The 23,875-nt window shown below is 67.6% G+C and carries 27 protein-coding genes; 18 read left to right on the forward strand and 9 right to left on the reverse strand.

The features are described 5' to 3' along the window. Positions 1-23: 23 nt before the first annotated feature. The 4 genes from LI94_RS04695 to LI94_RS04710 all read left to right on the forward strand — a co-directional run bounded on the left by LI94_RS04695 (position 24) and on the right by LI94_RS04710 (position 4,784). Positions 24-515, forward strand: coding sequence for a YajQ family cyclic di-GMP-binding protein (locus LI94_RS04695; RefSeq protein WP_024442614.1), 492 nt, complete (start codon positions 24-26; stop codon positions 513-515). A 45-nt stretch (positions 516-560) separates the two neighbouring features. After that, complete coding sequence (locus LI94_RS04700; RefSeq protein ID WP_152664751.1) at positions 561-2,036, forward strand: NAD(P)/FAD-dependent oxidoreductase; 1,476 nt, start codon at positions 561-563, stop codon at positions 2,034-2,036. A 55-nt stretch (positions 2,037-2,091) separates the two neighbouring features. Further along, positions 2,092-3,117 carry an NAD(P)H-dependent glycerol-3-phosphate dehydrogenase gene (locus LI94_RS04705; RefSeq protein WP_024442612.1) on the forward strand — a complete coding sequence of 342 codons (1,026 nt, stop codon included), beginning with the start codon at positions 2,092-2,094 and terminating at the stop codon, positions 3,115-3,117. 185 nt (positions 3,118-3,302) lie between these two features. Further along, the gene (locus LI94_RS04710) at positions 3,303-4,784 is read left to right on the forward strand and encodes a SulP family inorganic anion transporter (RefSeq protein ID WP_046300459.1); all 1,482 of its coding nucleotides are present in this window, start codon (positions 3,303-3,305) and stop codon (positions 4,782-4,784) included. Positions 4,785-4,815: 31 nt separating this feature from the next. Here the strand turns inward: LI94_RS04710 and LI94_RS04715 are convergent, their stop codons facing one another. The 3 genes from LI94_RS04715 to grcC1 all read right to left on the reverse strand — a co-directional run bounded on the left by LI94_RS04715 (position 4,816) and on the right by grcC1 (position 7,205). Then, entirely contained in the window at positions 4,816-5,154 is a 339-nt protein-coding gene (locus LI94_RS04715) for a type II toxin-antitoxin system HicB family antitoxin (protein ID WP_024442610.1), read from the reverse strand. A 112-nt stretch (positions 5,155-5,266) separates the two neighbouring features. Continuing rightward, the gene (gene htpX, locus LI94_RS04720) at positions 5,267-6,115 is read right to left on the reverse strand and encodes a zinc metalloprotease HtpX (protein WP_024442609.1); all 849 of its coding nucleotides are present in this window, start codon (positions 6,113-6,115) and stop codon (positions 5,267-5,269) included. Positions 6,116-6,188: 73 nt separating this feature from the next. Then, positions 6,189-7,205: a nonaprenyl/(2E,6E)-farnesyl/geranylgeranyl diphosphat synthase gene (gene grcC1 / locus LI94_RS04725; RefSeq protein ID WP_192830903.1), complete on the reverse strand. Its 1,017-nt coding sequence runs from the start codon at positions 7,203-7,205 to the stop codon at positions 6,189-6,191. A 12-nt stretch (positions 7,206-7,217) separates the two neighbouring features. On the opposite strand from grcC1, the gene menJ reads away from it, so the two are divergent. From menJ to LI94_RS04740, 3 genes are all read left to right on the forward strand, one after another. Further along, positions 7,218-8,456, forward strand: coding sequence for a menaquinone reductase (menJ, locus tag LI94_RS04730; protein ID WP_152664753.1), 1,239 nt, complete (start codon positions 7,218-7,220; stop codon positions 8,454-8,456). A gap of 65 nt (positions 8,457-8,521) precedes the next feature. Beyond that, positions 8,522-9,196: a class I SAM-dependent methyltransferase gene (locus LI94_RS04735; RefSeq protein ID WP_046300447.1), complete on the forward strand. Its 675-nt coding sequence runs from the start codon at positions 8,522-8,524 to the stop codon at positions 9,194-9,196. A 14-nt stretch (positions 9,197-9,210) separates the two neighbouring features. Further along, positions 9,211-9,654, forward strand: coding sequence for a nitroreductase family deazaflavin-dependent oxidoreductase (locus tag LI94_RS04740; RefSeq protein ID WP_046300448.1), 444 nt, complete (start codon positions 9,211-9,213; stop codon positions 9,652-9,654). 8 nt (positions 9,655-9,662) lie between these two features. Here the strand turns inward: LI94_RS04740 and LI94_RS04745 are convergent, their stop codons facing one another. Then, entirely contained in the window at positions 9,663-10,352 is a 690-nt protein-coding gene (locus tag LI94_RS04745; protein WP_046300449.1) for a demethylmenaquinone methyltransferase, read from the reverse strand. A gap of 37 nt (positions 10,353-10,389) precedes the next feature. On the opposite strand from LI94_RS04745, the gene LI94_RS24375 reads away from it, so the two are divergent. Next, positions 10,390-11,211 (forward strand): thioredoxin domain-containing protein, encoded by an 822-nt coding sequence (locus tag LI94_RS24375; RefSeq protein ID WP_239651153.1) that lies wholly within the window; start codon positions 10,390-10,392, stop codon positions 11,209-11,211. Here LI94_RS24375 and LI94_RS04755 read toward each other — a convergent pair. From LI94_RS04755 to LI94_RS04765, 3 genes are read right to left on the reverse strand one after another with little or no spacing between them, the layout of a single operon-like run. Further along, complete coding sequence (locus tag LI94_RS04755) at positions 11,208-11,678, reverse strand: DUF3592 domain-containing protein (protein ID WP_046300461.1); 471 nt, start codon at positions 11,676-11,678, stop codon at positions 11,208-11,210. The genes LI94_RS24375 and LI94_RS04755 overlap by 4 nt on opposite strands. Before the next feature lie 50 nt (positions 11,679-11,728). After that, positions 11,729-13,396, reverse strand: coding sequence for a 2-succinyl-5-enolpyruvyl-6-hydroxy-3-cyclohexene-1-carboxylic-acid synthase (gene menD, locus LI94_RS04760; protein ID WP_046300450.1), 1,668 nt, complete (start codon positions 13,394-13,396; stop codon positions 11,729-11,731). A 10-nt stretch (positions 13,397-13,406) separates the two neighbouring features. Further along, positions 13,407-14,237, reverse strand: coding sequence for an alpha/beta hydrolase (locus LI94_RS04765; RefSeq protein WP_046300462.1), 831 nt, complete (start codon positions 14,235-14,237; stop codon positions 13,407-13,409). Positions 14,238-14,329: 92 nt separating this feature from the next. Here LI94_RS04765 and LI94_RS04770 point away from each other — a divergent pair, with 92 nt between their 5' ends. Continuing rightward, positions 14,330-14,998, forward strand: coding sequence for a sensor domain-containing protein (locus tag LI94_RS04770; protein WP_192830904.1), 669 nt, complete (start codon positions 14,330-14,332; stop codon positions 14,996-14,998). A gap of 4 nt (positions 14,999-15,002) precedes the next feature. Here LI94_RS04770 and LI94_RS04775 read toward each other — a convergent pair whose 3' ends face one another. Then, positions 15,003-15,956, reverse strand: a complete 954-nt coding sequence (locus LI94_RS04775) for an o-succinylbenzoate synthase (RefSeq protein WP_046300452.1) — start codon at positions 15,954-15,956, stop codon at positions 15,003-15,005. Then, positions 15,953-16,783 (reverse strand): amidohydrolase family protein, encoded by an 831-nt coding sequence (locus LI94_RS04780; RefSeq protein WP_046300463.1) that lies wholly within the window; start codon positions 16,781-16,783, stop codon positions 15,953-15,955. The genes LI94_RS04775 and LI94_RS04780 overlap by 4 nt, the downstream gene beginning before the upstream one ends. Positions 16,784-16,893: 110 nt before the next feature. Here LI94_RS04780 and LI94_RS04785 point away from each other — a divergent pair, with 110 nt between their 5' ends. The 9 genes from LI94_RS04785 (at position 16,894) to menE (ending at position 23,806) form a co-directional block, all read left to right on the forward strand. Continuing rightward, a complete protein-coding gene (locus LI94_RS04785; protein WP_046300453.1) occupies positions 16,894-17,796 on the forward strand; it encodes a 1,4-dihydroxy-2-naphthoyl-CoA synthase in 903 nt (300 codons plus the stop codon). A 103-nt stretch (positions 17,797-17,899) separates the two neighbouring features. Next, entirely contained in the window at positions 17,900-18,784 is an 885-nt protein-coding gene (locus tag LI94_RS04790; RefSeq protein WP_024442596.1) for an SDR family oxidoreductase, read from the forward strand. Then, positions 18,784-19,188, forward strand: coding sequence for a VOC family protein (locus LI94_RS04795; RefSeq protein ID WP_024442595.1), 405 nt, complete (start codon positions 18,784-18,786; stop codon positions 19,186-19,188). The genes LI94_RS04790 and LI94_RS04795 overlap by 1 nt, the downstream gene beginning before the upstream one ends. Before the next feature lie 113 nt (positions 19,189-19,301). Next, positions 19,302-20,579, forward strand: a complete 1,278-nt coding sequence (locus LI94_RS04800; protein WP_046300454.1) for an inorganic phosphate transporter — start codon at positions 19,302-19,304, stop codon at positions 20,577-20,579. Further along, positions 20,576-20,872: a hypothetical protein gene (locus tag LI94_RS04805; RefSeq protein WP_024442593.1), complete on the forward strand. Its 297-nt coding sequence runs from the start codon at positions 20,576-20,578 to the stop codon at positions 20,870-20,872. Before LI94_RS04800 ends, LI94_RS04805 begins: the two co-directional genes overlap by 4 nt. A 43-nt stretch (positions 20,873-20,915) precedes the next feature. Next, a complete protein-coding gene (locus LI94_RS04810; RefSeq protein ID WP_024442592.1) occupies positions 20,916-22,121 on the forward strand; it encodes an inorganic phosphate transporter in 1,206 nt (401 codons plus the stop codon). Next, positions 22,118-22,288, forward strand: a complete 171-nt coding sequence (locus LI94_RS23670) for a hypothetical protein (RefSeq protein WP_192830905.1) — start codon at positions 22,118-22,120, stop codon at positions 22,286-22,288. The genes LI94_RS04810 and LI94_RS23670 overlap by 4 nt, the downstream gene beginning before the upstream one ends. Before the next feature lie 58 nt (positions 22,289-22,346). After that, a complete protein-coding gene (locus tag LI94_RS04815) occupies positions 22,347-22,649 on the forward strand; it encodes a DUF3349 domain-containing protein (RefSeq protein WP_046300455.1) in 303 nt (100 codons plus the stop codon). A 50-nt stretch (positions 22,650-22,699) separates the two neighbouring features. Next, a complete protein-coding gene (menE, locus tag LI94_RS04820) occupies positions 22,700-23,806 on the forward strand; it encodes an o-succinylbenzoate--CoA ligase (RefSeq protein WP_255351880.1) in 1,107 nt (368 codons plus the stop codon). The last annotated feature ends 69 nt before the right edge of the window (positions 23,807-23,875 follow it).

A 23,875-nucleotide genomic window follows, 5' to 3' on the forward strand; every position in this document is an offset into this window, starting at 1 on the left:
AACTCGAAGAGAGGACGGGTCTCGTGGCGGACTCATCATTCGACATCGTCAGCAAGGTCGACCGGCAAGAGGTCGACAACGCGCTCAACCAGGCCGCCAAGGAACTGGCCACCCGGTTCGACTTCCGCGGCACCGACACCACCATCGCCTGGAAGGGCGAGGAAAATATCGAGCTGGTCAGCTCCACCGAGGAGCGGGTCAAGGCCGCCGTCGACGTGTTCAAGGAGAAACTGATCCGCCGCGACATCTCCATGAAGGCGTTCGACGCCGGGGACCCGCAACCGTCGGGCAAGACCTACAAGGTCAGCGGCAGCCTCAAGCAGGGCATCGACGCAGAGCACGCCAAGAAGATCAACAAGCTGATCCGCGACGAGGGCCCCAAAGGCGTCAAGTCCCAGGTCCAGGGCGACGAGATCCGGGTGTCATCGAAGAAGCGCGACGACCTGCAGGCCGTGATCGCACTGCTCAAGGGCGCCGACCTGGACGTGGCTTTGCAATTCGTGAATTACCGGTAACCGATACCGCTGCTCCGACCGCCTTGCCTGCCTAGGCTGGGGCTTGTGACTACCGAAGAGGTCGTGGACGTCGTCATCATCGGAGCCGGCATCTCCGGTATCGGCGCGGCTTACCGCATCGCCGAACGCAACCCCGGCACCAACTACGTCATCCTGGAACGGCGTGAGCGCATCGGCGGGACCTGGGACCTGTTCCGCTATCCCGGGGTGCGCTCGGACAGCAGCATCTTCACGCTGTGCCTGCCGTATGAACCGTGGACCCGGCGCGAACGGGTCGCCAACGGCGACGAGATCCGCGACTACCTGACCGACGCCGCGCGCAAGTACGGCATCGACGACCACATCCGGTTCAACCACCACGTCACCGCGGCGGACTGGGATTCGTCTACCGACACCTGGACCGTGACGGCGGACGAGAACGGCAGCCAGCGGACCTATCGCGGCCGGTTCGTGTTCTTCGGCTCCGGCTACTACAACTACGACGAGGGCTACACCCCGGACTTCCCGGGATTCGAGACGTTCGCGGGAACGCTGGTGCACCCCCAGCACTGGCCCGAAGATCTGGACTACACCGATAAGAAGGTGGTGGTGATCGGCAGCGGCGCCACCGCGATGTCACTGGTCCCGGCATTGGCGCAGCGCTCCGCCCACGTGACCCTGCTGCAGCGCACCCCCACCTATCTGATCTCGGCGACCATGTACAGCCGTTTCGTCAATGTGGTGACAAGCCTGTTGCCCCGCAAGTGGGCTCACCCGATCATCCGGTTTGTGATGGCCCTGTTCGAGGGCTACGTCTGGTTCCTGGCCCGCAAGACTCCCCCGCTGTTCAAGCGGATCCTGCGTCGCACGGCCGTACAGAATCTGCCGCCGGGTTACCCCGTGGACACCCACTTCAAGCCGCCGTATGAACCGTGGGATCAGCGCCTGTGCCTGATTCCCGACGCCGACCTCTACGCCGAGATCAGCGCCGGCCGGGTCGAGATGGTCACCGACCGGATCGATCGCTTCGACGCCACCGGGATCGTGTTGCGGTCCGAGGCGCATCTGGACGCCGACATCATCGTCACCGCCACCGGCTTGCAACTGCAGGCGCTCGGCGGGGTGCGGATCAGCTTGGATGGAACCGAGATCAAGTCCACCGATCGATTCGTCTACAAGGCGCACATGCTCGAAGACGTGCCGAACCTGTTCTGGTGCGTCGGCTACACCAATGCGTCTTGGACGCTGCGCGCCGACATCACCGCCCGGGCCACCGCCAAACTACTGGCATACATGGCTTCTCGCGGTTACACCCACGCCTATCCGCACCTCGGCGACGAGCCGATGGCCGAGAAGTCGGCCTGGGACATCCAGGCCGGTTATGTGCTCCGCGCGCCGCATGCGCTCCCGCGGTCGGGCACCAAACGACCGTGGAATGTGCGCCAGAACTACTTCGCCGACGCCTTGGACTTCCGGTTCGACCAGATCACCGAATCGATGGTGTTCGGACGGGCCGGGGAGCCCGTACCGCTGGCTGGATAGCACCGAGTTCGCCAACTGCCGGTGCGGCGGCGGCGACGGCAATACGCTGTCGCACATGCCAGCTGCTACTCGTACACCCAATGTTGTCGTGCTCGGAGGCGGATCGTTCGGTACCACGGTGGCGTCCATCTGCTCGCGCCGCGCGCCGACGCTGCAGTGGGTGCGGTCGGAGGCGACCGCCGCCGACATCAACGACAACCACCGCAACAGTCGCTACCTGGGCAACGATGTCGAACTCAGCAGCACGCTGCGTGCCACCACCGATTTCGCCGAAGCCGCGCACTGCGCCGACGTCGTCGTGATGGCCGTACCGTCACACGGCTTCCGGGGAGTGCTCGAGGAGTTGGCCACCGAGCTGCGCCCCTGGGTGCCGGTGGTGTCGCTGGTCAAGGGCCTGGAGCAGGGCACCAACATGCGGATGTCGCAGATCGTCGACGAGGTGTTGCCCGGGCATCCGGCCGGCATCCTGGCCGGGCCGAACATCGCCCGCGAGGTCGCCGAAGGTTATGCCGCGGCGGCGGTGCTGGCCATGCCCGACCCGGGCCTGGCGTGTGAGCTGGCGTCGCTGTTCCGCACCAAGCGATTCCGGGTGTACACCACCGACGACGTGGTCGGGGTCGAGATGGCCGGCGCGCTGAAGAACGTGTATGCGATCGCGGTCGGCATGGGCTACTCGCTGGGCATCGGGGAGAACACCCGGGCTATGGTGATGTCACGTTCGGTGCGCGAGATGTCCAAGCTCGGCGAGGCGATGGGCGGAGCCCGCGACACCTTCGCGGGCCTGGCGGGGATGGGCGACCTGATCGTCACCTGCACCAGCCAGCGCAGCCGCAACCGCTATGTCGGCGAGCAGCTGGGCTCCGGCAAGCCCATCGACGAGATCATCGCGTCGATGAATCAGGTGGCCGAGGGTGTGCGGGCCGCGAGCGTGATCATGAAGTTCGCCGCGCAGTACGGGCTGAGTATGCCGATCGCGCGCGAGGTCGACGGCGTGATCAACCACGGTTCGACGGTGGAGCAGGCCTACCGTGGCCTGATCGCCGAGACGCCCGGACATGAGGTGACCGGCTCTGGCTTTTAACTGCCTAGTTCCTGTGTGTTCACTCCGAATGTGTAACTTGTGTTTACTTCCCGGACATGTCGCATTCTGCATTTGGCAATAAGACACGAATAACTTCCCTGTATCTCAGCAATATCTTATGAGGGCAGGGGAACTACCGGATGCTGACCGCGCAAGCCGACGGCAAATCACGCGTCAAACCACGAATGGGCTGGTCCCGTTCGGTACTGCGGTATGACCTGCCCGCCTCCCTGGTGGTGTTCCTGGTCGCTCTGCCGCTGTCATTGGGTATCGCCGTGGCGTCTGGCGCACCGGTGCTGGCCGGTCTGATCGCCGCAATCGTCGGCGGTCTCGTCGTCGGCGCCATGGGCGGGTCTCCGCTGCAGGTCAGCGGGCCGGCGGCCGGGCTGACGGTCGTCGTCGCGGATCTGGTCGGGCGCTTCGGCTGGAAGGTGACGTGCGCTATCACCGTCGGCGCCGGGGTGCTGCAGGTCCTATTCGGGTTGAGCCGGGTGGCGCGGGCCGCGCTGGCGATCTCGCCGGTCGTGGTGCACGCGATGCTGGCCGGAATCGGCATCACGATCACGCTGCAGCAGCTGCTCGTCCTCCTCGGCGGCCGGTCGGCGAGTTCGGCCTGGGAAAACCTCGCCAGCCTGCCCGAAGGGCTGATCGAGTCCCATGGAGCCGAGCCGGTCCTGGGCATCCTGGTGATCATCATCATGCTCGCCTGGCGATCGGTGACGGGACCGCTGGGCCGGATTCCCGGGCCGCTGGTCGCCATTGCCGGAGCAACGGTGCTGTCCTTGGTCTTCTCGCTGGACGTGCATCGCATCACCCTGGACGGATCACTGCTGGATGCCGTGCAACTGCCGGCGCTGCCGGAGGGCAACTGGGCCGCCGCCTTCATCGGGGTGCTCACCGTGGCGTTGATCGCCAGCGTGGAAAGCCTGCTCTCGGCGGTGTCGGTGGACCGGATGCACACCGGGCGGCGTACCGATTTCAACCGCGAACTGATCGGGCAAGGCACCGCCAACGTCGCCTCGGGCTTGCTCGGTGGACTGCCGATCACCGGGGTGATCGTCCGCAGCGCCACCAACGTCAACGCCGGCGCGAAGTCGCGGGCGTCGGCGTTCCTGCACGGCGTGTGGATCCTGCTGTTCGCCCTGCCGTTCGCCGGCTTGGTGCAGCAGATTCCGACTGCCGCGCTGGCGGGTCTGCTCATCACCATCGGAGTCCAACTGATCAAGATGATTCACATCGAGACGGCTTGGCGCAGCGGCGATCTCATCGTCTACGTGGTGACGGCGGCCGGCGTGGTGTTCCTCAACCTGCTGCACGGGGTGCTGATCGGGCTGGCGCTGGCGATGGTGTTGACCGGGTGGCGGGTGATCCGGGTGAAGGTCACCGCCACACAGAGCGACGACGAGTGGCTGGTGACCGTGTCGGGCACGTGCACCTTCCTGGCGCTGCCCCGGCTGACCAACGTACTGGCACAGATTCCCGCCGGCACGCACGTCACGCTCGCCATCAACACCACCTATCTCGATCACGCCGCCGAGCAGGCCATTGAAGATTGGCTGCGGCAGCATTGCGCTACCGGCGGCACGGTGCTGGTGCCCAGTGAATCCAGCTCCACAGCGGGCACAGCCGACGCATGCGTCACGTGCGCACCGTCGAGGCGGGGGTGAGAGGAGTTCGAATCGGATAGCGCATCCGGTATCACCAGTCGAGCAGACCACTCGGCGGCCGGTCAGCCAACTTCTGCACGATCCAGTGGTTCATCGACACACGCTGATCAGCGGCCTCGACGGCGAGCCGGGCATGCAGCGACGGTGAGGTCCGGACCACGAAGTTGCCACTGAAGTTCCGGTCGGTGATGGGAGGCGGTACGTCTTCGCCTTCACACTCGGCCAGGTGCTCATCAACGGCTTGCTCAACACCGGCGATAGCCTCTCGCAGCGTCGGTGCCCAATGCTTCAGGAAGGGCAATTCCAGGCAGCGGCCGATGTATTCGTCGTGCTCGCGCGACCACTCAGCGCGGTAGGTGTAGTGGTTCATGCCCGGTAGTAGCGCATGCGCTATCCGATTCGACAAGACACCTATCCCCAAGCGCGGGTGCGAAAGTGGCAGATGGGGCGCCGGGGTGTGGGGGGCCAGCAGGCGGACCGCGTTAGCCGCGGGCCATGTCCTCCAGGCGCCGAATCCGGTCGGCCATCGGGGGGTGGGTGGCGAACAGTTGACCCACCTTCTCCCCCGCGCGGAACGGGTTGGCGATCATCAGGTGCGACTGGCTGGCCAGTTCCGGCTCGGGCGGCAGCGGGGCGGCCTGGACACCGTCGGAGATCTTGCGCAGCGCCGACGCCAGCGCCAACGGGTCCCCCGAGAGCACCGCGCCGGATTCGTCGGCCTGGTACTCGCGCGACCGCGACACGGCCATCCGGACCACCGAGGCCGCCAGCGGCCCGACCAAGGCGACCAGCAGCATCGCCAGCGGGTTGCCGTCGCGGCGGTTGCCCATGAACATCGCCATATTGGCCAGACCGGTGATCACTGAGGCCAGCGCGCCGGCCACACACGAGATCAGAATGTCGCGGTTGTAGACGTGCGACAGCTCGTGGGCCAGCACCGCGCGCAACTCACGCTCGTTGAGCAGCCGCAGGATTCCACTGGTGCAGCACACCGCGGCGTGCCGCGGGTCGCGGCCGGTGGCGAACGCGTTGGGCGCGTTGGTGTCGCTGACGTACAACCGGGGCATCGGCTGATGGGCGGTGGTGGCCAGCTCGCGCACAATCCGGTAGATCTCCGGCGCCTGAACCTCGGTCACCGGCTGGGCCCGCATCGCCCGCAGCGCCAGCTTGTCGCTGTTGAAGTAGGTGTAGGCGTTCATCCCCACCGCGAACAGCACCGCCACCCACATCATCTGCGGTCCAAACGCCCGGCCCACCAACACGATCAACGCCGACATCAGGAACAGCAGAAAGAACGTCTTCGCCGTGTTGTGGTGCGGGTGCCAGGTCATCGACTTCCTCCTTGGAGAACGACCATCGTGCTCATTAAACGCCGACGAGCTCGCACGAGTTCCGCAATCGTGGTCAGCCGTGCCGGGTCACGGTGTAGTCGACCAGGCTGGCCAATGCCGCCCGTCCGACACAGTCGGGCAGCGCGGCCAGCTCCGCGCGGGCCTGCGCGGCATAGTCGGCCACCGTCTGCTTGGCCCTGACCATGCCGGCCGAGGCGCGCAACAGCCCGAGCGCCTCCTCGACCGCCGCGTCCTCGGTGAGCGGTCCGGCCAGCAGCACTCGCAGCCGCTCGGCGTCGGCGCCGGTCTCCTGCAGTGCGTAGAGCACCGGCAGCGTGTGCACACCCTCGCGTAGATCCGTGCCGGGCAGCTTGCCGGACTCGTCGGGGTCGGAATCGATGTCGATGATGTCGTCGGAGATCTGGAAGGCAGTGCCCACGATCCCGCCGAGGCGGGCCAGCCGCTCGATCTGGTCATCGTCGGCACCGGAGAACGTCGCACCGAAGCGGCCCGACGCCGAGATCAAACAGGCCGTCTTCTCATAGACGACCTTGAGGTAGTGCTCTATCGCGTCCACACCGTCGGCCGCCCCGCGGGTCTCGCGCATCTGTCCGGTCACCAGCTGGGCAAAGGTCTCGGCGATGATCCGCACCGCATCCGGCCCCAGCCGCGACACCAGGCGTGAGGCGGTGGCGAACAGGTAGTCACCGGCCAGGATCGCAATGTTGTTGCCCCACCGGGCGTTGGCGCTGGGCGCCCCGCGGCGGATCTGCGCCTCATCCATCACGTCGTCGTGGTACAGCGTGGCCAGGTGCACCAGCTCGATCACCGCACCGGCCACCGTCACCTGCCAGGCGTCCGGCTCAGGCCCCAGCTGCGCCGACAGCACTGTGAACAGCGGACGGAACCGCTTTCCGCCGGCGTCGAACAAGTGCGTCACGGCCTCGGTCATCAGGCCGTCTCCACCGCGCAACTCGGTGTCCATCAGCTCTTCGATACGCGAAACCCCGTCGCGAACCCGGTCCGCGAAACCCGGGTCTCCCAACCCGCCGAAATCCAACCCCGCCACCACGTTCGCCGGTGTCCTCACGGCTCCAACATACTGGTCACTGTGAGTTCGCAGGCTGATGTGGTGGTGGTGGGTGCGGGGCCGGCGGGGTCGGCGGCGGCCGCCTGGGCCGCGCGGGCGGGCCGTGACGTGCTGGTGGTCGATTCGGCCGCCTTCCCGCGGGACAAGCCGTGCGGTGACGGCTTGACCCCGCGAGCCGTCGAACAGCTGGAGTTGCTGGGGCTCGGTGAGTGGCTCGACAGCCATATCCGGCACCGGGGTCTGCGGATGGCCGGCTTCGGCGGCGAGATCGAAGTGGACTGGCCCGGCCCGTCGTTCCCGTCGACTGGCAGCGCGGCGCCGCGCACCGAACTCGACGAACGCATCCGCAAGGTCGCCGAGGAGTCCGGCGCCCGGATGTTGTTGGGCGTCAAGGCAGTCGGGGTTCAACACGACGCGTCCGGGCGCGTGCGTGCACTGGTGTTGGCCGACGGCACGGAGGTCAGTTGTAAGACACTGATCGTCGCCGACGGGGCCCGCTCCACGCTGGGTCGCGAGCTGGGCCGCCAGTGGCACAAAGAGACGGTTTACGGGGTAGCCGCCCGCGGCTATCTGGCCTCGCCGCGCAGCGACGAACCGTGGCTGACGTCGCATCTGGAGCTGCGGTCCCCGGAGGGGGAGGTGCTGCCGGGCTACGGCTGGATCTTCCCGCTGGGCAACGGCGAGGTGAACATCGGCGTCGGCGCGCTGGCCACCGTCAAACGGCCCGCCGACGTCGCGCTGCGGCCGCTGATGTCCTACTACGCCGACCTACGCCGCGAGGAATGGGGTTTCGAGGGCCCGGTGCGTGCCCCGGCCAGTGCGCTGCTGCCGATGGGCGGCGCGGTCTCGGGCGTCGCCGGACCCAACTGGATGCTGATCGGTGACGCCGCGGCCTGCGTCAACCCGCTCAACGGCGAAGGCATCGACTACGGCCTGGAGACCGGGCGCCTGGCCGTCGAGCTACTGGAGAATGCGGGCGGCGCCGACCTTACGCAGGCCTGGCCGGAGCTGCTGGCGGCCCAGTACGCGCGCGGATTCTCGGTGGCACGGCGACTGGCGCTGCTGCTGACGTTCCCCCGGTTCCTGCCGGCCACCGGCCCGCTGGCGATGCGTTCGACGCTGTTGATGCGGGTGGCGGTGCGGGTGATGGCCAACCTGGTCACCGACGACGACGCGGATCTGGTGGCGCGGGCCTGGCGTGGCGGGGGGCGGATGTCCCGGTTGATCGACCGCCGCCGCCCGTTCGCCTGACGTCGGCCCGTTCGGAACATATCAACTTCGTTGACATATATCAGGGGCGTTGCTATACCGGAGTGATGAGCGATTCAATGGAACTTCAGTTCGACGCCGCATACCGGGGCGAATCCGAGCAGATGGGCTTGGGCGCCAAACCACCGTGGAGCATCGGGGAACCCCAACCCGAACTGGCCACACTGATCCAGCAGGGCAAGTTCCACGGCGATGTCCTTGATGTCGGCTGCGGCGAGGCCGCCATCTCGCTGTATCTGGCCGAGCAGGGTCACACCACCGTGGGCCTCGACAGTTCGCCCACCGCCATCGATCTGGCCCGCCGCGAGGCGGCCAAGCGCGGTTTGACCAGCGCCTCCTTCGACGTCGCCGATATCAGCGACTTCACCGGCTATGACGGCCGCTTCGGCACCATCGTCGACAGCACGCTGTTCCACTCGATCCCGGTGGAGGCCCGCGAGGGCTACCAACGCTCCATCGTGCGTGCGGCCGCGCCCGGGGCGTCGTACTTCGTGCTGGTCTTCGACAAGGCCGCCATCCCCGAGGGCCCGCCGTTCGCGGTGACCGCCGACGAGCTGCGTGAGGTGGTGTCGAAGTACTGGGTGATCGATGAGATCAAGCCGGCCCGGCTGCACGCGGTGTTCCCCGACGACTTCCCCGGATTCGGCGGCGTTCCACTGCGCGACGAACCGGGCGGGCGCAAGTCGGCCGCGGGCTGGCTGCTCTCAGCGCACCTGGGCTGAAAGGGAGCCACGCCATGAGTGACCCGAAGCCGCCGCACTGGCTCAAACCGGTCAACAAATTGATGATCGGCCTGCAGAAGCTGGGTATCCCGACGGGCCCACCGATGGTGCTGACGGTGCCGGGCCGCAAGTCCGGTCAGCCGCGCAGCACCCCGATGACACCGTTCACCGTCGACGGGCAGCTCTACACGGTGGCGGGGTTCCCCAAGTCCGATTGGGCGCTCAATGCCCGGGCAGCCGGCGCGGGCCTGCTGCGCCACGGCCGCAGCGAACGGCCGGTCCGCATCGTCGAACTGTCGGCGGAGGCGGCCCGCCCGGTGCTGCGAGCATTCCCGGTGCAGGTGCCGGTAGGCGCCCGCTTCCTCAAGCAGGCGGGCCTGGTGGACAAGGGCACCCCCGACGGGGTCGAGGCGCTCGCCGGGCGGATCCCGGTGTTCCGGTTCGACCCGGCTTCTTGAGGGCGCGACTAACCGGGTTTTTTCGCCGAGTGCAGCGCGACGATGCCCCCGGTGAGGTTGCGCCAGCTCACATCCGACCAGCCCGACGCGCCGATCTGCTCGGCCAGCGCGGCCTGATCCGGCCAGGCGCGGATCGACTCTGCGAGGTAGACGTAGGCCTCCGGGTTCGATGACACCGCGCGCGCCACCGCCGGCAGCGCCCGCATCAGGTACTCCTTGTAGGCGGTGGCGAACACCGGCACCGTCGGGGTGGAGAACTCGCACACCACCAGCCGGCCCCCGGGCCGCGTCACCCGGGCCATCTCCCGCAGGCCCGCCGTGTGGTCGACGACATTGCGCAACCCGAAGCTGATCGTCACGGCGTCGAACGCCTCGTCACCGAAGGGCAGCTTGGTGGCGTCCCCGGCGACCTTGGGCACCGGCCGGCCGGCACCGGCCGCCAGCATCCCCACCGAGAAGTCCGCGGCCACACACCAGGCACCCGAGCGGGCCAACTCCACCGTCGACACCGCGGTACCGGCGGCCAGGTCGAGCACCTTCTCCCCCGGCTGCAACTCCAGTGCTTTCCGGGTGGCCTTACGCCAGGAGCGGTCTCTTCCCAGCGACAGCACCGTGTTGGTCAGGTCGTAGCGTCGTGCGACGCCGTCGAACATCGACGCCACCGCGTGCGGGTCTTTGTCCAGGCTGGCGCGGCTCACCCGGTCGACGGTACCCGCCTCCGATAGGGTTACTGGAATGCGGTCTTGGCTGGGCACATTTGCAGCACTGGTGGTATTCGGCGGGGCCTTGGCGGGGCCGGCAGCAGCCGACCCGGAAGCGCATGAGCCCGGCGGTTCAGCGAGCCTCGACGGAGGAGAGGCGAAGCTGGGACCGGCGCATGAAGCCGGCGGTTCAGCGAGCCTCGACGGAGGAGAGGCGAAGCTGGGACCGGCGCATGAGCCCGGCGGTTCAGCGAGCCTCGACGGAGGAGAGACGAAGCTGGGACCGGCGCATGAAGCCGGGACGGTGTGGAGCGCAGACCACTTCGGTGTGCTGGTCGGAACGGCCTCTGCCCCGGTGCAGTTGGAGATCTTCTGTGACCCGCAGTGCTCCGAGTGCGCGAAGTTCGAGGCGGCCTCCAGTGACGCCCTGGGCCGGCACCTGGTCGCCGGCGACGTCGCGGTGACCTACCGGTGGATGACGTTTCTGGATGCCCGGCGCAAGAACGACACCTCCGCGCGCGTCGGCAACGCGCTGATGGCAGCGGCAGATCCGGCGACCACCGCCGGTGCCTACCAAACGTTCGTGGCCGACCTATACCGCAAGGGCGGCACGCCCACCGTGGAGGAGATCGCGACGACGGCTCGCGAAAGCGGCCTGCCCGGCCACGTGGTGGATCGAATCGCCGCCGGGCAGCAGGTGGTGGACGCCACATCGATGAACGCCTTCAACCGCGTGCAGCTGCTGTCGGCGAACCCGGAGAGCCCCGGCACCCCGACGGTGTACCACCTGACCACCAAGACCGTGGTGGACACCGACGACGCCGGCTGGCTCGACCGGCTGGTGCACGAGCGCTAGCGGTTGGCCCAGCGTCGTTCGGCGACATTGCATCCCGCCAGTGCCGCTATCCCGATCAACCAGGCGATCACCGCCACGGATCCGGCCGGGATGACCGCGAGCACCGCGGTACGGTGCTGGACCCGCACCAGATCCGGATCGGACTTGTCGTATTCGACGTAAATCCTCATCCCGGTTGCCAATTCGGATGGGTAGAGCACGCCGAGCTCTGGGCGATAGGTGATCCGCTCCGGTGTGACGAACTCGATGGTGGAGCGCCTAAAGCCTGCGTTGAGCACCTCGGCCTCGGCCACCCCCATGTCACGTTCGATGGTGATGTCGTTGCGCCACGCCCCCGCCACCAACAGCACCGACTGCAATGTCACCAACGCCACCAGGATCACCACCGCGGTGCGCGCCCACCGCAGCACACGTGCGGCCCAGGTGTTGCGCGGAAGCGCGCCGTTACCCCGAAACAGCCTGCGCAGCAACTGTTTCGACTTCTGATAGGCCCTGCCGGACCGGCCATCGGGCAGTCTCACAATGCGGCCTTGATCGCGGCGTGCAGTGCCCGCAACGATGAGCGGTCGGCTTTGACCTCGAGCACCCGCACCCCACCGGCGGGCTCGGCGAGCGCGCCGGCCAGGGCATCGGCCTCGATCTGCTGAAATTCGACGTGATAGGCGTGGCACAACGCGGCGATGTCGACGTCGTGCGGGGTGCCGAAGATTCGCGACGAGACGTCGGCGAACCGTGGATCTCCTTGCTCGAGCAGCTCGAAGATGCCGCCGCCGTTGTCGTTGGAGACCACGATCGTCAGCTCCTGTGGCCGCGGCTCGGTGGGCCCGATCAGCAGCCCGGAGCTGTCGTGGACGAACGTCAGGTCCCCGATTAGCGCGATGGTGCGGCCGTCGGGGTTCTGCTGCTCGTGCGCCAGGGCCGCACCGACAGCGGTGGACACCGTGCCGTCGATACCGGCGACCCCGCGATTGGATCGCACGGTGACGCCTCGGGCGCTCGTGGCGTTACCCAGCCCAACCAAGGCGGCGTCGCGTACCGGGTTCGAGGCGCCCAACACCAACTGATCGCCGGGACGCAGCGCGTCGGCCACGGCGGCGGCCACGTGCAGGCCGGTGGTGAGCGGATGCGCCGCCAGCTGGTCGCGCACCGCGGCGTTTGCCTGGGAGTTCAGCTCCGCGCAGCGGCGCAGCCAGGCCGGGTCCGGTTCGCCGGAGGTGACGGCTCGGGTGCCGGTGGCCTGCGAGTTACCCGAAACGTCCGGCCAGCGTGGCCCGGTGGTCAGCGCATAGACCGGCACGCTCGGGTCGGCCAGCAGGGCCGACACCGGACGATGCAGGGTGGGCCGGCCGGCCATGATCACCTGCTGCGGACGCAACAGCGGCAGGGCCAGCGGGTGCAGTGGATTCTCCGGCATCGGGGCCGTCGGCTCGGCGACGGTGGGCAGTGCCGCGAGATTCGGGTGCGGCCCGGCACCGTGCCCGGCGATCACCACGGTGTCTGCAGACAGGTCGATGTCCAGCGGCTGGTCGAAACTGACCGGCGGGGTCAGAGTCCAGGGACGCCCGTGCGGCCGGCCCGGCGGACCCGTGCCCGTGCCCGTGCCCGTCCCTGAATCGGGATCGGGCACCAGCGGTTCGCGCAGCGGAATGTCGAACTGCACCGGCCCAGCGTTCGCGGTGCGAGATCCGGTGGCAGCGACCAATACTCGGCAGACCGCCGACCGCCAGGTGGCGTTGAGAGCATCCATCCGCTCGGGGGCGTCCTCGGCCAGCCCCAGGCTGATGGCGGCGCGCACCTGGGTGCCGAAGTAGCCGAGCTGCTCCATGGTCTGGTTGGCGCCGGTACCCAGCAGCTCGTAGGGACGGTTGGCGCTCAGCACGATCAGCGGCACCCGCGCGTAGTTGGCCTCGACCACCGCCGGACCCAGATTGGCTACCGCGGTGCCCGAGGTCATCGCCACACAGACGGGGGCTCCGGCGCTCACCGCCAGCCCGATCGCCAGGTATCCGGCGGTGCGTTCGTCGATACGGACATGCAGGCGCAGCCGGCCGGCCCGGTCGGCGTCGTGCAGCGCGAAGGCCAGCGGCGCATTGCGCGATCCCGGGCACAGCACCACGTCGCGGACACCGCCGCGGATCAGCTCGTCGACGACGATGCGGGCCTGTGCCGTCGAGGGGTTGGTCATTGGTACCAGGTTAGTCGTGCGCCGGAGGCATCGGCGCCCACCGGAAGGGCTTGCCGTCGACCTCGGCGAGGAACTCCAAGGCTGCCTTGTTGACCTGGTCCGGTTTCTCGATGAATCCGAGGTGCCCGGCGTCGGGAATCTCCAGGTAGCGCGCGCCCGGGATCGCGTCGGCGACCTCGCGGCTCAGGTGTGCCGGGGTCACGACGTCGTCGCCGAAACCGATCACCAGCACCGGCTGAGTGATGTTGGCGTAAGCGGGCAGCCGGTTGGTCAATGGCGCCACGTCGAGCTGGCAGCGCAACCCCGGGGTGCTTTTGACCGGCCACATGGTGAACATCGCGATCCAGTCCTTGATCGCGGCGTCATCGCTGAGCGTTTTCGGCGAAAAGCTCTCCAGCAGACGCACTTTGGCTTCATATTCGGCGGGAAGTTCGACACCGGCTTCGGCGAGCTTCGCCTCGGCCTGATAAAAGAACTCCCGGGCGCGGTCGTGGCGGCCACGGGTGGCCATCAGGACAGCGGATTTCACCAATTCGGGCCGGGCCAGCATCAATTCCTGAGCGATGAACGAGCCCATCGACACCGCGACGATGCGGACCGGGCCGATGTTCAGCGATTCGATGAGCTGGGCCGTGTCGGCCACCATGGTTTCTGTGGTGAACCCCGAGGCGTTCTCGGTGGCACCGATGCCGCGGTTGTCGAAGGTGATCGGACGGTACCTGGCGAGCTGGAATTCGCGCACCTGGTGCAGGTGCCAGCCGCGACCGGCGCCGCCACGCCCGGCGATGAACAGAACCGGCTCCCCATCCTGATTACGGTCGTCGTAGGCGAGGTTGGTCACCAGAGTGAAGGTACGCGACCCGTCCACGCTTTATGGTGTCAGGATCGCAACTGCGCAGCTGGGGAACGGTGATACGGATACGGAGCGTCGGGTTGGCATGCACGCTGGTGCTGGCCGCTGCGCTCATGGCCGACTGCACCCGGGTGACCGGCGGCGTGGCGGTGCCGGCCGACCAGGACGGACCCCGCCCGGTGACGGCTGCGATGCTGCCGGAACTGCTGCTGAAGGCGACCACCGTCAGCGACATCATGGGCGCACGCGGGATGCGGGTCAAAGACTCCCGCACGCGGATGTTCGATTCGGGTCGCCAGTTCCCTGACCATGGCTGCCTGGCGGCGTGGATGCCCGTCGAGAAGTCGGTGTATACCGATGCGGACTGGACCGCGACCCTCACCCAAACCCTTACCGAGAACGCACAAGACCACTTCGTGATTCAGGCCGCCACGGTGTTCGCCACCCGGGATGCGGCACGCAGTTTCTTCGATGCCACCGCCCGCGCTTGGAGCTCCTGCGGCGAGCGGACATTCGCGACCGCCAAGGACGGCTACCCAGACACGTTTTGGACGTTCGACACCGTCGCCGACGTCGACTCAACGGTGTGGATGACCCAGCATCAGGACGACAGCGCGGGTTGGTCCTGTCAACGGGCCCTGCGGGTGACCAACAACGTTGCGATCGACGTGCTGGCGTGCAAGCTCTATGTCAGCGACGAAGCCGTCACGATCGCCAACGGGATCGACGCGCGGCTGCCCAGCGTGTGAGTGCTCACCGCGGCAACAGTCGATGGCAGACCTTGATTCGATCGAGCCACCACTGGCGCCGCTGCGGCGAAGCAGCCAGGGCGTGCAAACGGGCGGGGTCCGGGACCACAGGCCGCACCGGGAGGTAGCCGTCTTCTTGTGCCGTGGTCTCGGCGATATCGTCGACGAACAGTGATCCTGTGCCCAGCCCGCAGGCGTGCTGCAGCTCCGGCAGCGCGGCCGCTGCCCGCAGGCCGGTCGCGATACCGACCGCCGAGTCGATCGCGCTGGAGATCACCACCGGGATGCCGATCTGCTCAGCGATCGTCAACAGTGCTGAAATGCCGCCCAGCGGAGCGACTTTCAGCACCGCGATATCGGCGGCGCCGGCTTTCGTGACGGCCAGGGGGTCGGAGGCTTTGCGGATGCTCTCGTCGGCGGCCACCGGGGTGTCGATGCGACGGCGCAGCTCCGCGAGTTCGGCGACGGTGGCGCAGGGTTGTTCGAGATATTCCAGTGCGCCCAATGCCGTTGCCGCCTGGACCGCCTGATCGAGCGTCCAACCGCCGTTGGCATCGACGCGCACGGTGGGGATGAGCGCGCGGACGGCTTCGACGCGGGCGACATCGTCGGCCAGGGTCTGGCCGGGTTCGGCGACTTTGACTTTGGCGGTGCGGGCGCCGGGGAACCGCGCCAGCACCTCGGGGACCCGATCGGCGTCGACGGCGGGCACGGTTGCGTTGATCGGAATGCGGTCGCGGAGCGGTTGTGGGAGTTGGCGATAGGCGCTCTCGAGTGCGGCAGCCAGCCAGTGCGCCGCCTCGGGCGGTTCGTACTCCACGAAGGCGCCGAACTCGCCCCAGCCTTCCGGGCCGTCGATCAGGGCCACTTCGCGCACCGTGATGCCGCGGAACTTGACGCGCATCGGCAGCGCCACCACGTGTAGGCGGTCAAGGATGTCGTCGAGGGGCGGCGTCATGCGCTCTCGCCCCCCAACTTGAACACCCGCTCGGCATTCTCGTGCAGGTAATCCGCGCGCGCCTGATCATCGAGCCCGAGATCGTCGAGCCCGTCGAGTGCATGGCCGTGCGTGATCATCGGATAGTTGGTGCCGAACAACACCTTTCGCTGCCCGGTGCGGGTTCGCATGAAACGGATCAACTCGTCCGGGAGCCGCTTGGTGGTGTAGGCGGAGGTGTCGATGTAGACGTTCTCGTGCTTGCGGGCCACCGCGACCATCTCCTCGGTCCACGGATAGCCGACGTGTCCGCACACGATTGCCAGCTCAGGAAAGTCCAGTGCCACTTGGTCGATGTAGGGAATCGGGCGCCCGGTTTCCGACGGTCGCAGCGGGCCGGTATGCCCAACCTGGGTGCAGAACGGCACGCCGAGTTCCACGCACTCGACGTACAGCGGGTAGTAGCGCCGATCGGTGGGAGGCGCGTTCCACAGCCACGGCACCACACGCAGGCCGACGAATCCGTCGTCGCGAACCCGGCGCCGCAGTTCGCGGACGGCCTCCATCGGGCGGTCCAGGTCGACCGTGGCCAATCCAGCGAACCGATTCGGGTGCGCTACGACCCATCCCGCGACTTCGTCATTGGAGACCAGGTCCATGCCGTTGGGTCCGCGCCAGGCACTGAGCAGCCCGAAATCCACACCCGCGGCGTCCATCGCCGACACGGTGGCCTCGATGGGGATATCTTCGTCGGGCATAGCCCCGCCGGTCCAGCGTCGCAGCGACGCCAGCATGTCGTGGTCGAGGAACCGCCGGGTCGGGTGCTGCATCCACACGTCGATGGTCATCGCCTCCACCGTAGACAGCTCGGTCAAGCGGTGGTCCCAGCTTCGCCTCTCCGATGCCGACACCGGCGTCACGGGCAACCTGAGGCCGCCGCCCCGGTACCGTCGCAAACGTGAGCAGCAACCCTTTTGACGAGAGCATCTGGCGCACCGTCGACGGCTTCGCCGACCTGACCGACATCACCTATCACCGCCACGTCACCGACGCGACGGTGCGGGTGGCGTTCAACCGTCCCGAGGTGCGCAACGCGTTTCGGCCGCACACCGTCGACGAGCTGTACCAGGCGCTGGACCATGCCCGGATGTCTCCCGACGTCGGGGTGGTGCTGCTGACCGGTAACGGGCCGGCGCCCAAGGACGGCGGCTGGGCGTTCTGCTCCGGCGGGGATCAGCGCATCCGCGGCCGCAGCGGCTACCAGTACGCCTCCGGGGAAACCGCCGACACGGTCGATGTCGCCCGCGCCGGACGGCTGCACATCCTGGAGGTGCAGCGGCTGATCCGGTTCATGCCCAAACCGGTGATCTGCCTGGTCAACGGCTGGGCGGCCGGCGGCGGCCACAGCCTGCACGTGGTGTGCGACCTGACCCTGGCCAGCCGCGAGCACGCCAGGTTCAAGCAGACCGACGCCGACGTGGGCAGCTTCGACGGCGGCTACGGCAGCGCCTATCTGGCCCGGCAGGTGGGCCAGAAGTTCGCCCGCGAGATCTTCTTCCTGGGTCGCACCTACACCGCCGAGCAGATGCACCAGATGGGCGCGGTCAACGAGGTCGTCGACCATGCCGAGCTGGAAGCCACCGGCGTGCGGTGGGCCAAGGAGATCAACGGCAAATCGCCTCAGGCCCAACGCATGTTGAAGTTCGCCTTCAATCTGCTCGACGATGGGCTGGTGGGCCAGCAGTTGTTCGCCGGCGAAGCCACCCGGCTGGCCTACATGACCGATGAGGCCGTCGAGGGCCGGGATTCCTTCCTGGAGAAGCGCGATCCGGACTGGAGCAGGTTCCCCCGCTACTTCTAGACGCCACCGCCTCGAGCCTGCGGTTGGCGCGAAGAAGTGCGAGTGGCGCCGACGGTAACTACAGCCTCGGCACGCAAAGAACCCCCGCATAGACTGGCTAACCATGAGCCGAAGCCCGCTGCGCCGACTGTCCGACCAGATCACGCTCGCGACCATGCGTCCCCCGGTCGCCGCGCAGCTGATGCACCGGCCCGGCGCCAAGCCCGTCGACCTCGCCGGCAAGCGGGTGCTGGTGACCGGCGCATCGTCGGGTATCGGCGAGGCCGGTGCCGAACAGTTCGGAGCAGCGGGCGCCACCGTGATCGCGGTGGCCCGCCGCCAGGAAAACCTCGACGCACTGGTTCAGCGGATCACCGCCGCCGGTGGCACCGCGCACGCGATCGCGTGCGATCTGTCGGACCTGACCGCGATAGACGCCCTGGTCAAGGACGTCGACGAACAGTTCGGCGGAGTGGACATCCTGGTCAACAACGCCGGCCGGTCGATCCGCCGACCGCTGGCCGAATCGCTCGACCGCTGGCACGACGTCGAGCGGACCATGCAGCTCAACTACTACTCGCCCCTGCGGCTGATTCGCGGGTTCGCCCCCGCCATGCGCGAGCGCGGCGACGGCCACATCATCAACGTCGCCACCTGGGGCGTGTTCACCGACTCCTCGCCGCTGTTCGGCGTCTACAACGGCTCCAAGTCCGCGCTGAGTGCCGTGAGCCGGGTCATCGACAGCGAGTGGGCCCGCGACGGCGTGCAGTCCACCACGCTGTACTACCCGCTGGTGAAGACCCCGATGATCGCGCCCACCGCGGCGTTCCAGGGCAAGCCGGGGCTCACCGCGCAGGAGGCCGGCGCGTGGATGATCGACGCGGCCAGATATCGCCCGATCCGTATCGCGCCGCGGCTGGCGCTGGCGTTCCGCGCTCTGGACAACCTCAACGCGGGCTGGGCCACCGCCCTGGTCAAGCGGAACCGGATCGAGCCGGTCGAAGACTGATGGAGATTCTGGCCAGCCGGGTGTTGCTCCGGCCCACCGACTATCAACGCTCACTGCGGTTCTACCGCGACGAGATCGGATTGGCGATCGCCCGCGACTACGGCGCCGGAATGGTCTTTTACGCCGGCCAGTCGCTGATCGAACTCGCCGGGCACGGTAACCCCGACCAGTCCGGCGCGCACTTCCCCGGGGCGCTGTGGCTGCAGGTCCGCGACGTCGCCGCGACCCAAGCCGAACTGCAGAGCCGCGGGGTCCCCATCACCCGGGAAGCGCTGCGGGAACCGTGGGGGCTGCGTGAGATGCACGTCACCGATCCCGACGGCCTGACGTTGATCTTCGTGGAGATTCCCGAAGACCATCCGCTGCGCCGCGATACCCGCCAGGACAGCCCCCGCAAGCCTTGAGGTTAACGACGGGGAAACAATGCGATACGTCTCGACATACACCGGCGTTTCGCGGGGGCCATGGTTAGACAACGGCCCCATCGAGGCCGCAGAATCAGTGCCGTGATGCTCTCGTGAGCCTTGATCTGTTCCTTTTGATCATCGTGGTGATCACGGCTTTGGCCTTCGACTTCACCAACGGATTCCATGACACCGGCAACGCGATGGCCACCTCGATCGCCAGCGGAGCGCTCAAGCCCAAAGCAGCGGTCACGCTGTCGGCGTGCCTGAACCTGATCGGCGCCTTCCTGTCGACCGCCGTGGCCGCAACGATCGCCAAAGGCCTGGTCGATGCCCACCTGGTCACCCTCGAGATCGTCTTCGCCGGCCTGGTCGGCGGCATCGTGTGGAACCTGCTGACCTGGCTGCTCGGAATCCCGTCGAGCTCCTCACACGCCCTGATCGGGGGCATTGTCGGAGCGATGATCGCCGCGGTCGGCGGACACGGGGTGATCTGGCACGGGGTGGTCTCCAAGGTGCTGGTCCCCGCGATCCTGGCCACCGTGATCGCCACCGTCATCGCCTCGGTCGGCACCTGGCTGGTCTACCGCATCACCCGGGGCGTCGACGAGAAGCGGTCGGAGAAGGTGTTCCGGCACGGCCAGATCGGCTCGGCCGCGCTGGTGTCACTGGCCCACGGCACCAACGACGCTCAGAAGACCATGGGGGTGATCTTCCTCGCGCTGATGTCCTACGGCGCGGTGAGCACCTCGGCCACACTGCCGCCCCTGTGGGTGATCGTCAGCTGCGCGCTGGCCATGGCGGCCGGCACCTACACCGGCGGCTGGCGGATCATCCGCACCCTGGGCAAGGGCCTCGTCGAAATCAAGTCGCCGCAGGGCATGGCCGCCGAGTCCTCCGCAGCCGCGGTCATCCTCCTCTCCAGCCACTTCGGTTACTCACTGTCGACCACCCAGGTCGCCACCGGGTCGGTGCTGGGCAGCGGCGTCGGCAAGCCGGGCGCGCAGGTGCGCTGGAGTGTCGCCGGACGGATGGTGGCCGCTTGGCTGGTGACGCTGCCGATGGCCGGTGGGGTCGGTTCGGGCGCATACGGCCTGGTCCACGGGATCGGCGGCTACCCCGGCATCACCATCGGTGTGGTGCTGCTGATCACCACGGTCCTGGCGATCTGGCTGCGGTCACGCCGGGCCCGCATCGACCACAACAACGTCAACGCCGACTGGGACGGCACCCTCACCGGCGGTCTCGACGCCCCCGGCGTGCAGCCCGACGAAGCGGGCCGCGAAGTCGAGAACGCCCTCCGATCGGCCTTCGGGACCGGCCAGGACGGCGCCAAGTTGACCCTCGTCGACACTGACGGCCCCAACTCGCGTGAGGTCATCCGATCATGAGCCAGTGGTTCAACCTCGCAGCAACGTGCAAGATCCTGGTTTTCGGGCTGCTGGTGGGTGGGTTGTTGCCGGCACTGTTCGCGGTCGGGGTCCGAGTCAACGTGGCCGGTAGCAGCGGTGTCTCCGCGGTCCCGGGCGGTGCCGCGAGCGAACGCCGGCCACTGCTGCTCGCCGTGAGCTGGGCGATCTTCCTGCTGGTGCTGGCCGTGGCGGTCCTCGGCGTGCTCTTCATCGCCCGCGACTTCCTCGGTCACCACCTGGGCTGGTACTTGCTCGGGGCCAAGCGCCCCTGACCCGGTTCGACAAGCCAGGCGTGCGACTGCAAAAATCCGCACGGTGACCTTGGAGCTGTTCCTGTTGATCACGGTCGTGATCACCGCCCTGGCTTTCGACTTCACCAACGGCTTCCATGACACCGGCAACGCTGTCGCCACCGGGATCGCCAGCGGTGCGCTCAAGCCGAAGACCGCGGTAACGCTCTGCGCCACGCTCAACCTTGTCGGGGCGTTCATGTCGACCCAGGTGGCGGCCACGGTGGCCAAGGACCTGGTGGTCACCAACCTGGTGACGCTGGAGGTCATGTTCGCCGGTTTGGTCGGCGGCATCATCTGGAACCTGGCGACCTGGTTGTTCGGTATCCCGTCGAGTTCCTCGCACGCCCTGATCGGCGGCGTGGTGGGGGCCATGCTGGCCGCGGCCGGCACCGCCGGGGTGCGGTGGCCCGGCGTGGTATCGAAGGTGCTGGTGCCGACGGTGATCGCCGTGCTCGCCGCCACCCTGGTCGCCACCGTCGGAACCTGGCTGGTCTACCGGCTGACGCGGGGAGTCTCCCGTGGGCGCGCCCTGCGCGACTTCCGGCGGGGTCAAGTGTTCTCTGCTGCCCTGATGTCACTGGCGCACGGCACCAACGATGCCCAGAAGACCATGGGCGTGATCTTCCTCGCGCTGATCTCCTACGGCGCGGCCTACAAGACCGACGTCACGCCGCCGCTCTGGGTGATCGTGTCGTGTGCGGTGGCAATGGCCGCCGGCACCTATTTCGGCGGATGGCGAGTCATCCGCACCCTGGGCAAGGGGCTCGTCGAAATCGAATCCCCCCAGGGCATGGCCGCCGAATCATCCTCGGCGGCCATCATTTTGCTGTCCAGCCACTTCGGCTACTCGCTGTCGACCACCCAGGTGGTGACGGGATCCGTGCTGGGTTCGGGCCTGGGGAAGCCCGGCGCCACCGTGCGCTGGGGAGTTGCGCGCCGGATGGCGACCGCGTGGGTGATCACCCTGCCACTGGCCGGGGCCATCGGCGCGGGCACCTACCACCTGATCCATCGCATCGGCGGCTACCCCGGCACGATCACCGGAGTGACGCTGCTGGTGGGCGTCTCCGCACTCATCTGGCTGCAGTCCCGCAAAGTCCCGGTCGACCACACCAATGTCACCGCCGAGTGGGGTGCACATATGACCGATGGCCTCGAAGTGATTGCACCGCAACCCACTACCTCTGGCCCGTCTCGCGAGATCCGCGCGGAGGGGGACCGTGCGTGAACGCCGTGAGCACCTGGTTCGACTACGTGGCCACCGGCAAGATCCTGGTCTTCGGCCTGCTGGTCGGCACCGGCGTGCTGTTCATCGCCCGCGATTTCATCGAGCACCGCATCGGCTGGCAGTGCGACGACTGGGGCAACTGGGACGAGGTGTTAGGCGTTGATTAGACGTAATATTGCAGCTGACATGTTCCTTCCGGTGTCGGCGCGGGGAAGTTGACGCAGTATGAACAAATTTCTTACCTCGATCGTCGCCTGGCTGCGCGCCGGGTACCCCGATGGCGTGCCGCAAAACGACTACGTTCCGCTGTTGGCACTGCTGTCGCGGCGGCTGACCAACGACGAGGTCAAAGACGTTGCCCGGGAATTGATCGGCCGCGGCGAGTTCGACCGCGTCGACATCGGAGTGCTGATCGCCCGCTTGACCAACGAACTGCCCGCTCCGGAGGATGTCGAAAGAGTGCGAGAACGGTTGGCGGCAAAGGGCTGGCTGCTCGACGACGCTCCCACCGACGGAGGGAACCCATAGCACGCCTGCGTGCGCTGGCCATCCCACGCGGTGATGCCGTCGCGACGCTGCTGCCCGCCTTGCAGGGTGTTCTGGAAGGTCGCCACGCCGCGTTCACACCGGTAGGCCCCGACACCGATCCGTCGGCCCTGACCGCGCTGCGGGTGGGCGATTCCATCAACGGTGATATCGCACTGGTGGTGGCGACGTCGGGAACCACCGGGTTGCCCAAAGGCGCTCTGTTGACCGGTGCGGCGCTGGCGGCCAGCGCCACGGCCACGCAAGACCGGTTGGGCGGACCGGGTAGCTGGTTACTGGCGTTGCCCGCACACCACATCGCTGGAATCCAAGTGCTGGTACGAAGTTTGGTGGCCGGCACGACACCCGTGCAGCTCGACGTCACCGAGGGATTCGATGTCGCGCAGCTTCCCGCAGCGGTGGCGGCGCTCGGCTCCGGGCGGTGCTATACCTCGCTGGTCGCCACCCAGTTGGCCAAGGCGCTGGCGGTCCCCGCGGCCACGGCCGCACTGGCCGAACTGGATGCGGTGTTGTTGGGCGGAGGTCCTGCGCCGCAACCGATCCTGGACGCGGCGACGGCCGCCGGCGTGACGGTGGTGCGCACCTACGGCATGAGTGAGACCGCCGGCGGTTGTGTCTATGACGGGTTGCCGTTGTCGGGCGTCCGGTTACGCATCGGAAACGATGGACGGATCGCGATCGCCGGCCCGATTCTGGCGCAGGGTTATCGCGACCCCGTCGAACCGGACCCATTCGCCGAGCCGGGCTGGTTCACCACCAATGACCTTGGTGCACTTGATTCAGCAGGCCGCCTGACCGTGCTCAGCCGGGCCGACGACGCGATCAGCACCGGTGGATTGACCGTTCTGCCCGGTCCGGTGGAGGCGGTGTTGTCGACGCATCCCGCAGTGGCCGAGTGCGCCGTTTTCGGGATCGACGACGACCGGCTGGGGCAGCGCGTCGCCGCCGCGATCGTGGTGGCGGGCGCGACGCCACCGACACTGGAGGCGTTACGCGCCCACGTCGCGGAGACACTGGACATCACGGCGGCGCCGCGCGAACTGCATGTCGTTACTGCGCTCCCCCGCCGCGGAATCGGCAAGCTGGACCGAAAAGCACTGGCGCAACAGTTTTCTTCTGGCGGCACCGCACCCGCTTAGACCACCGGTCCACGGCGTCGATGCGGACGCTCGATGCGCCGCAACGAAGACCCTGTCTCTTATACACAT

Origin of the sequence: Mycobacterium sp. UM_Kg27 (genome assembly GCF_000972905.1) — a bacterium.
Taxonomy (GTDB): domain Bacteria; phylum Actinomycetota; class Actinomycetes; order Mycobacteriales; family Mycobacteriaceae; genus Mycobacterium.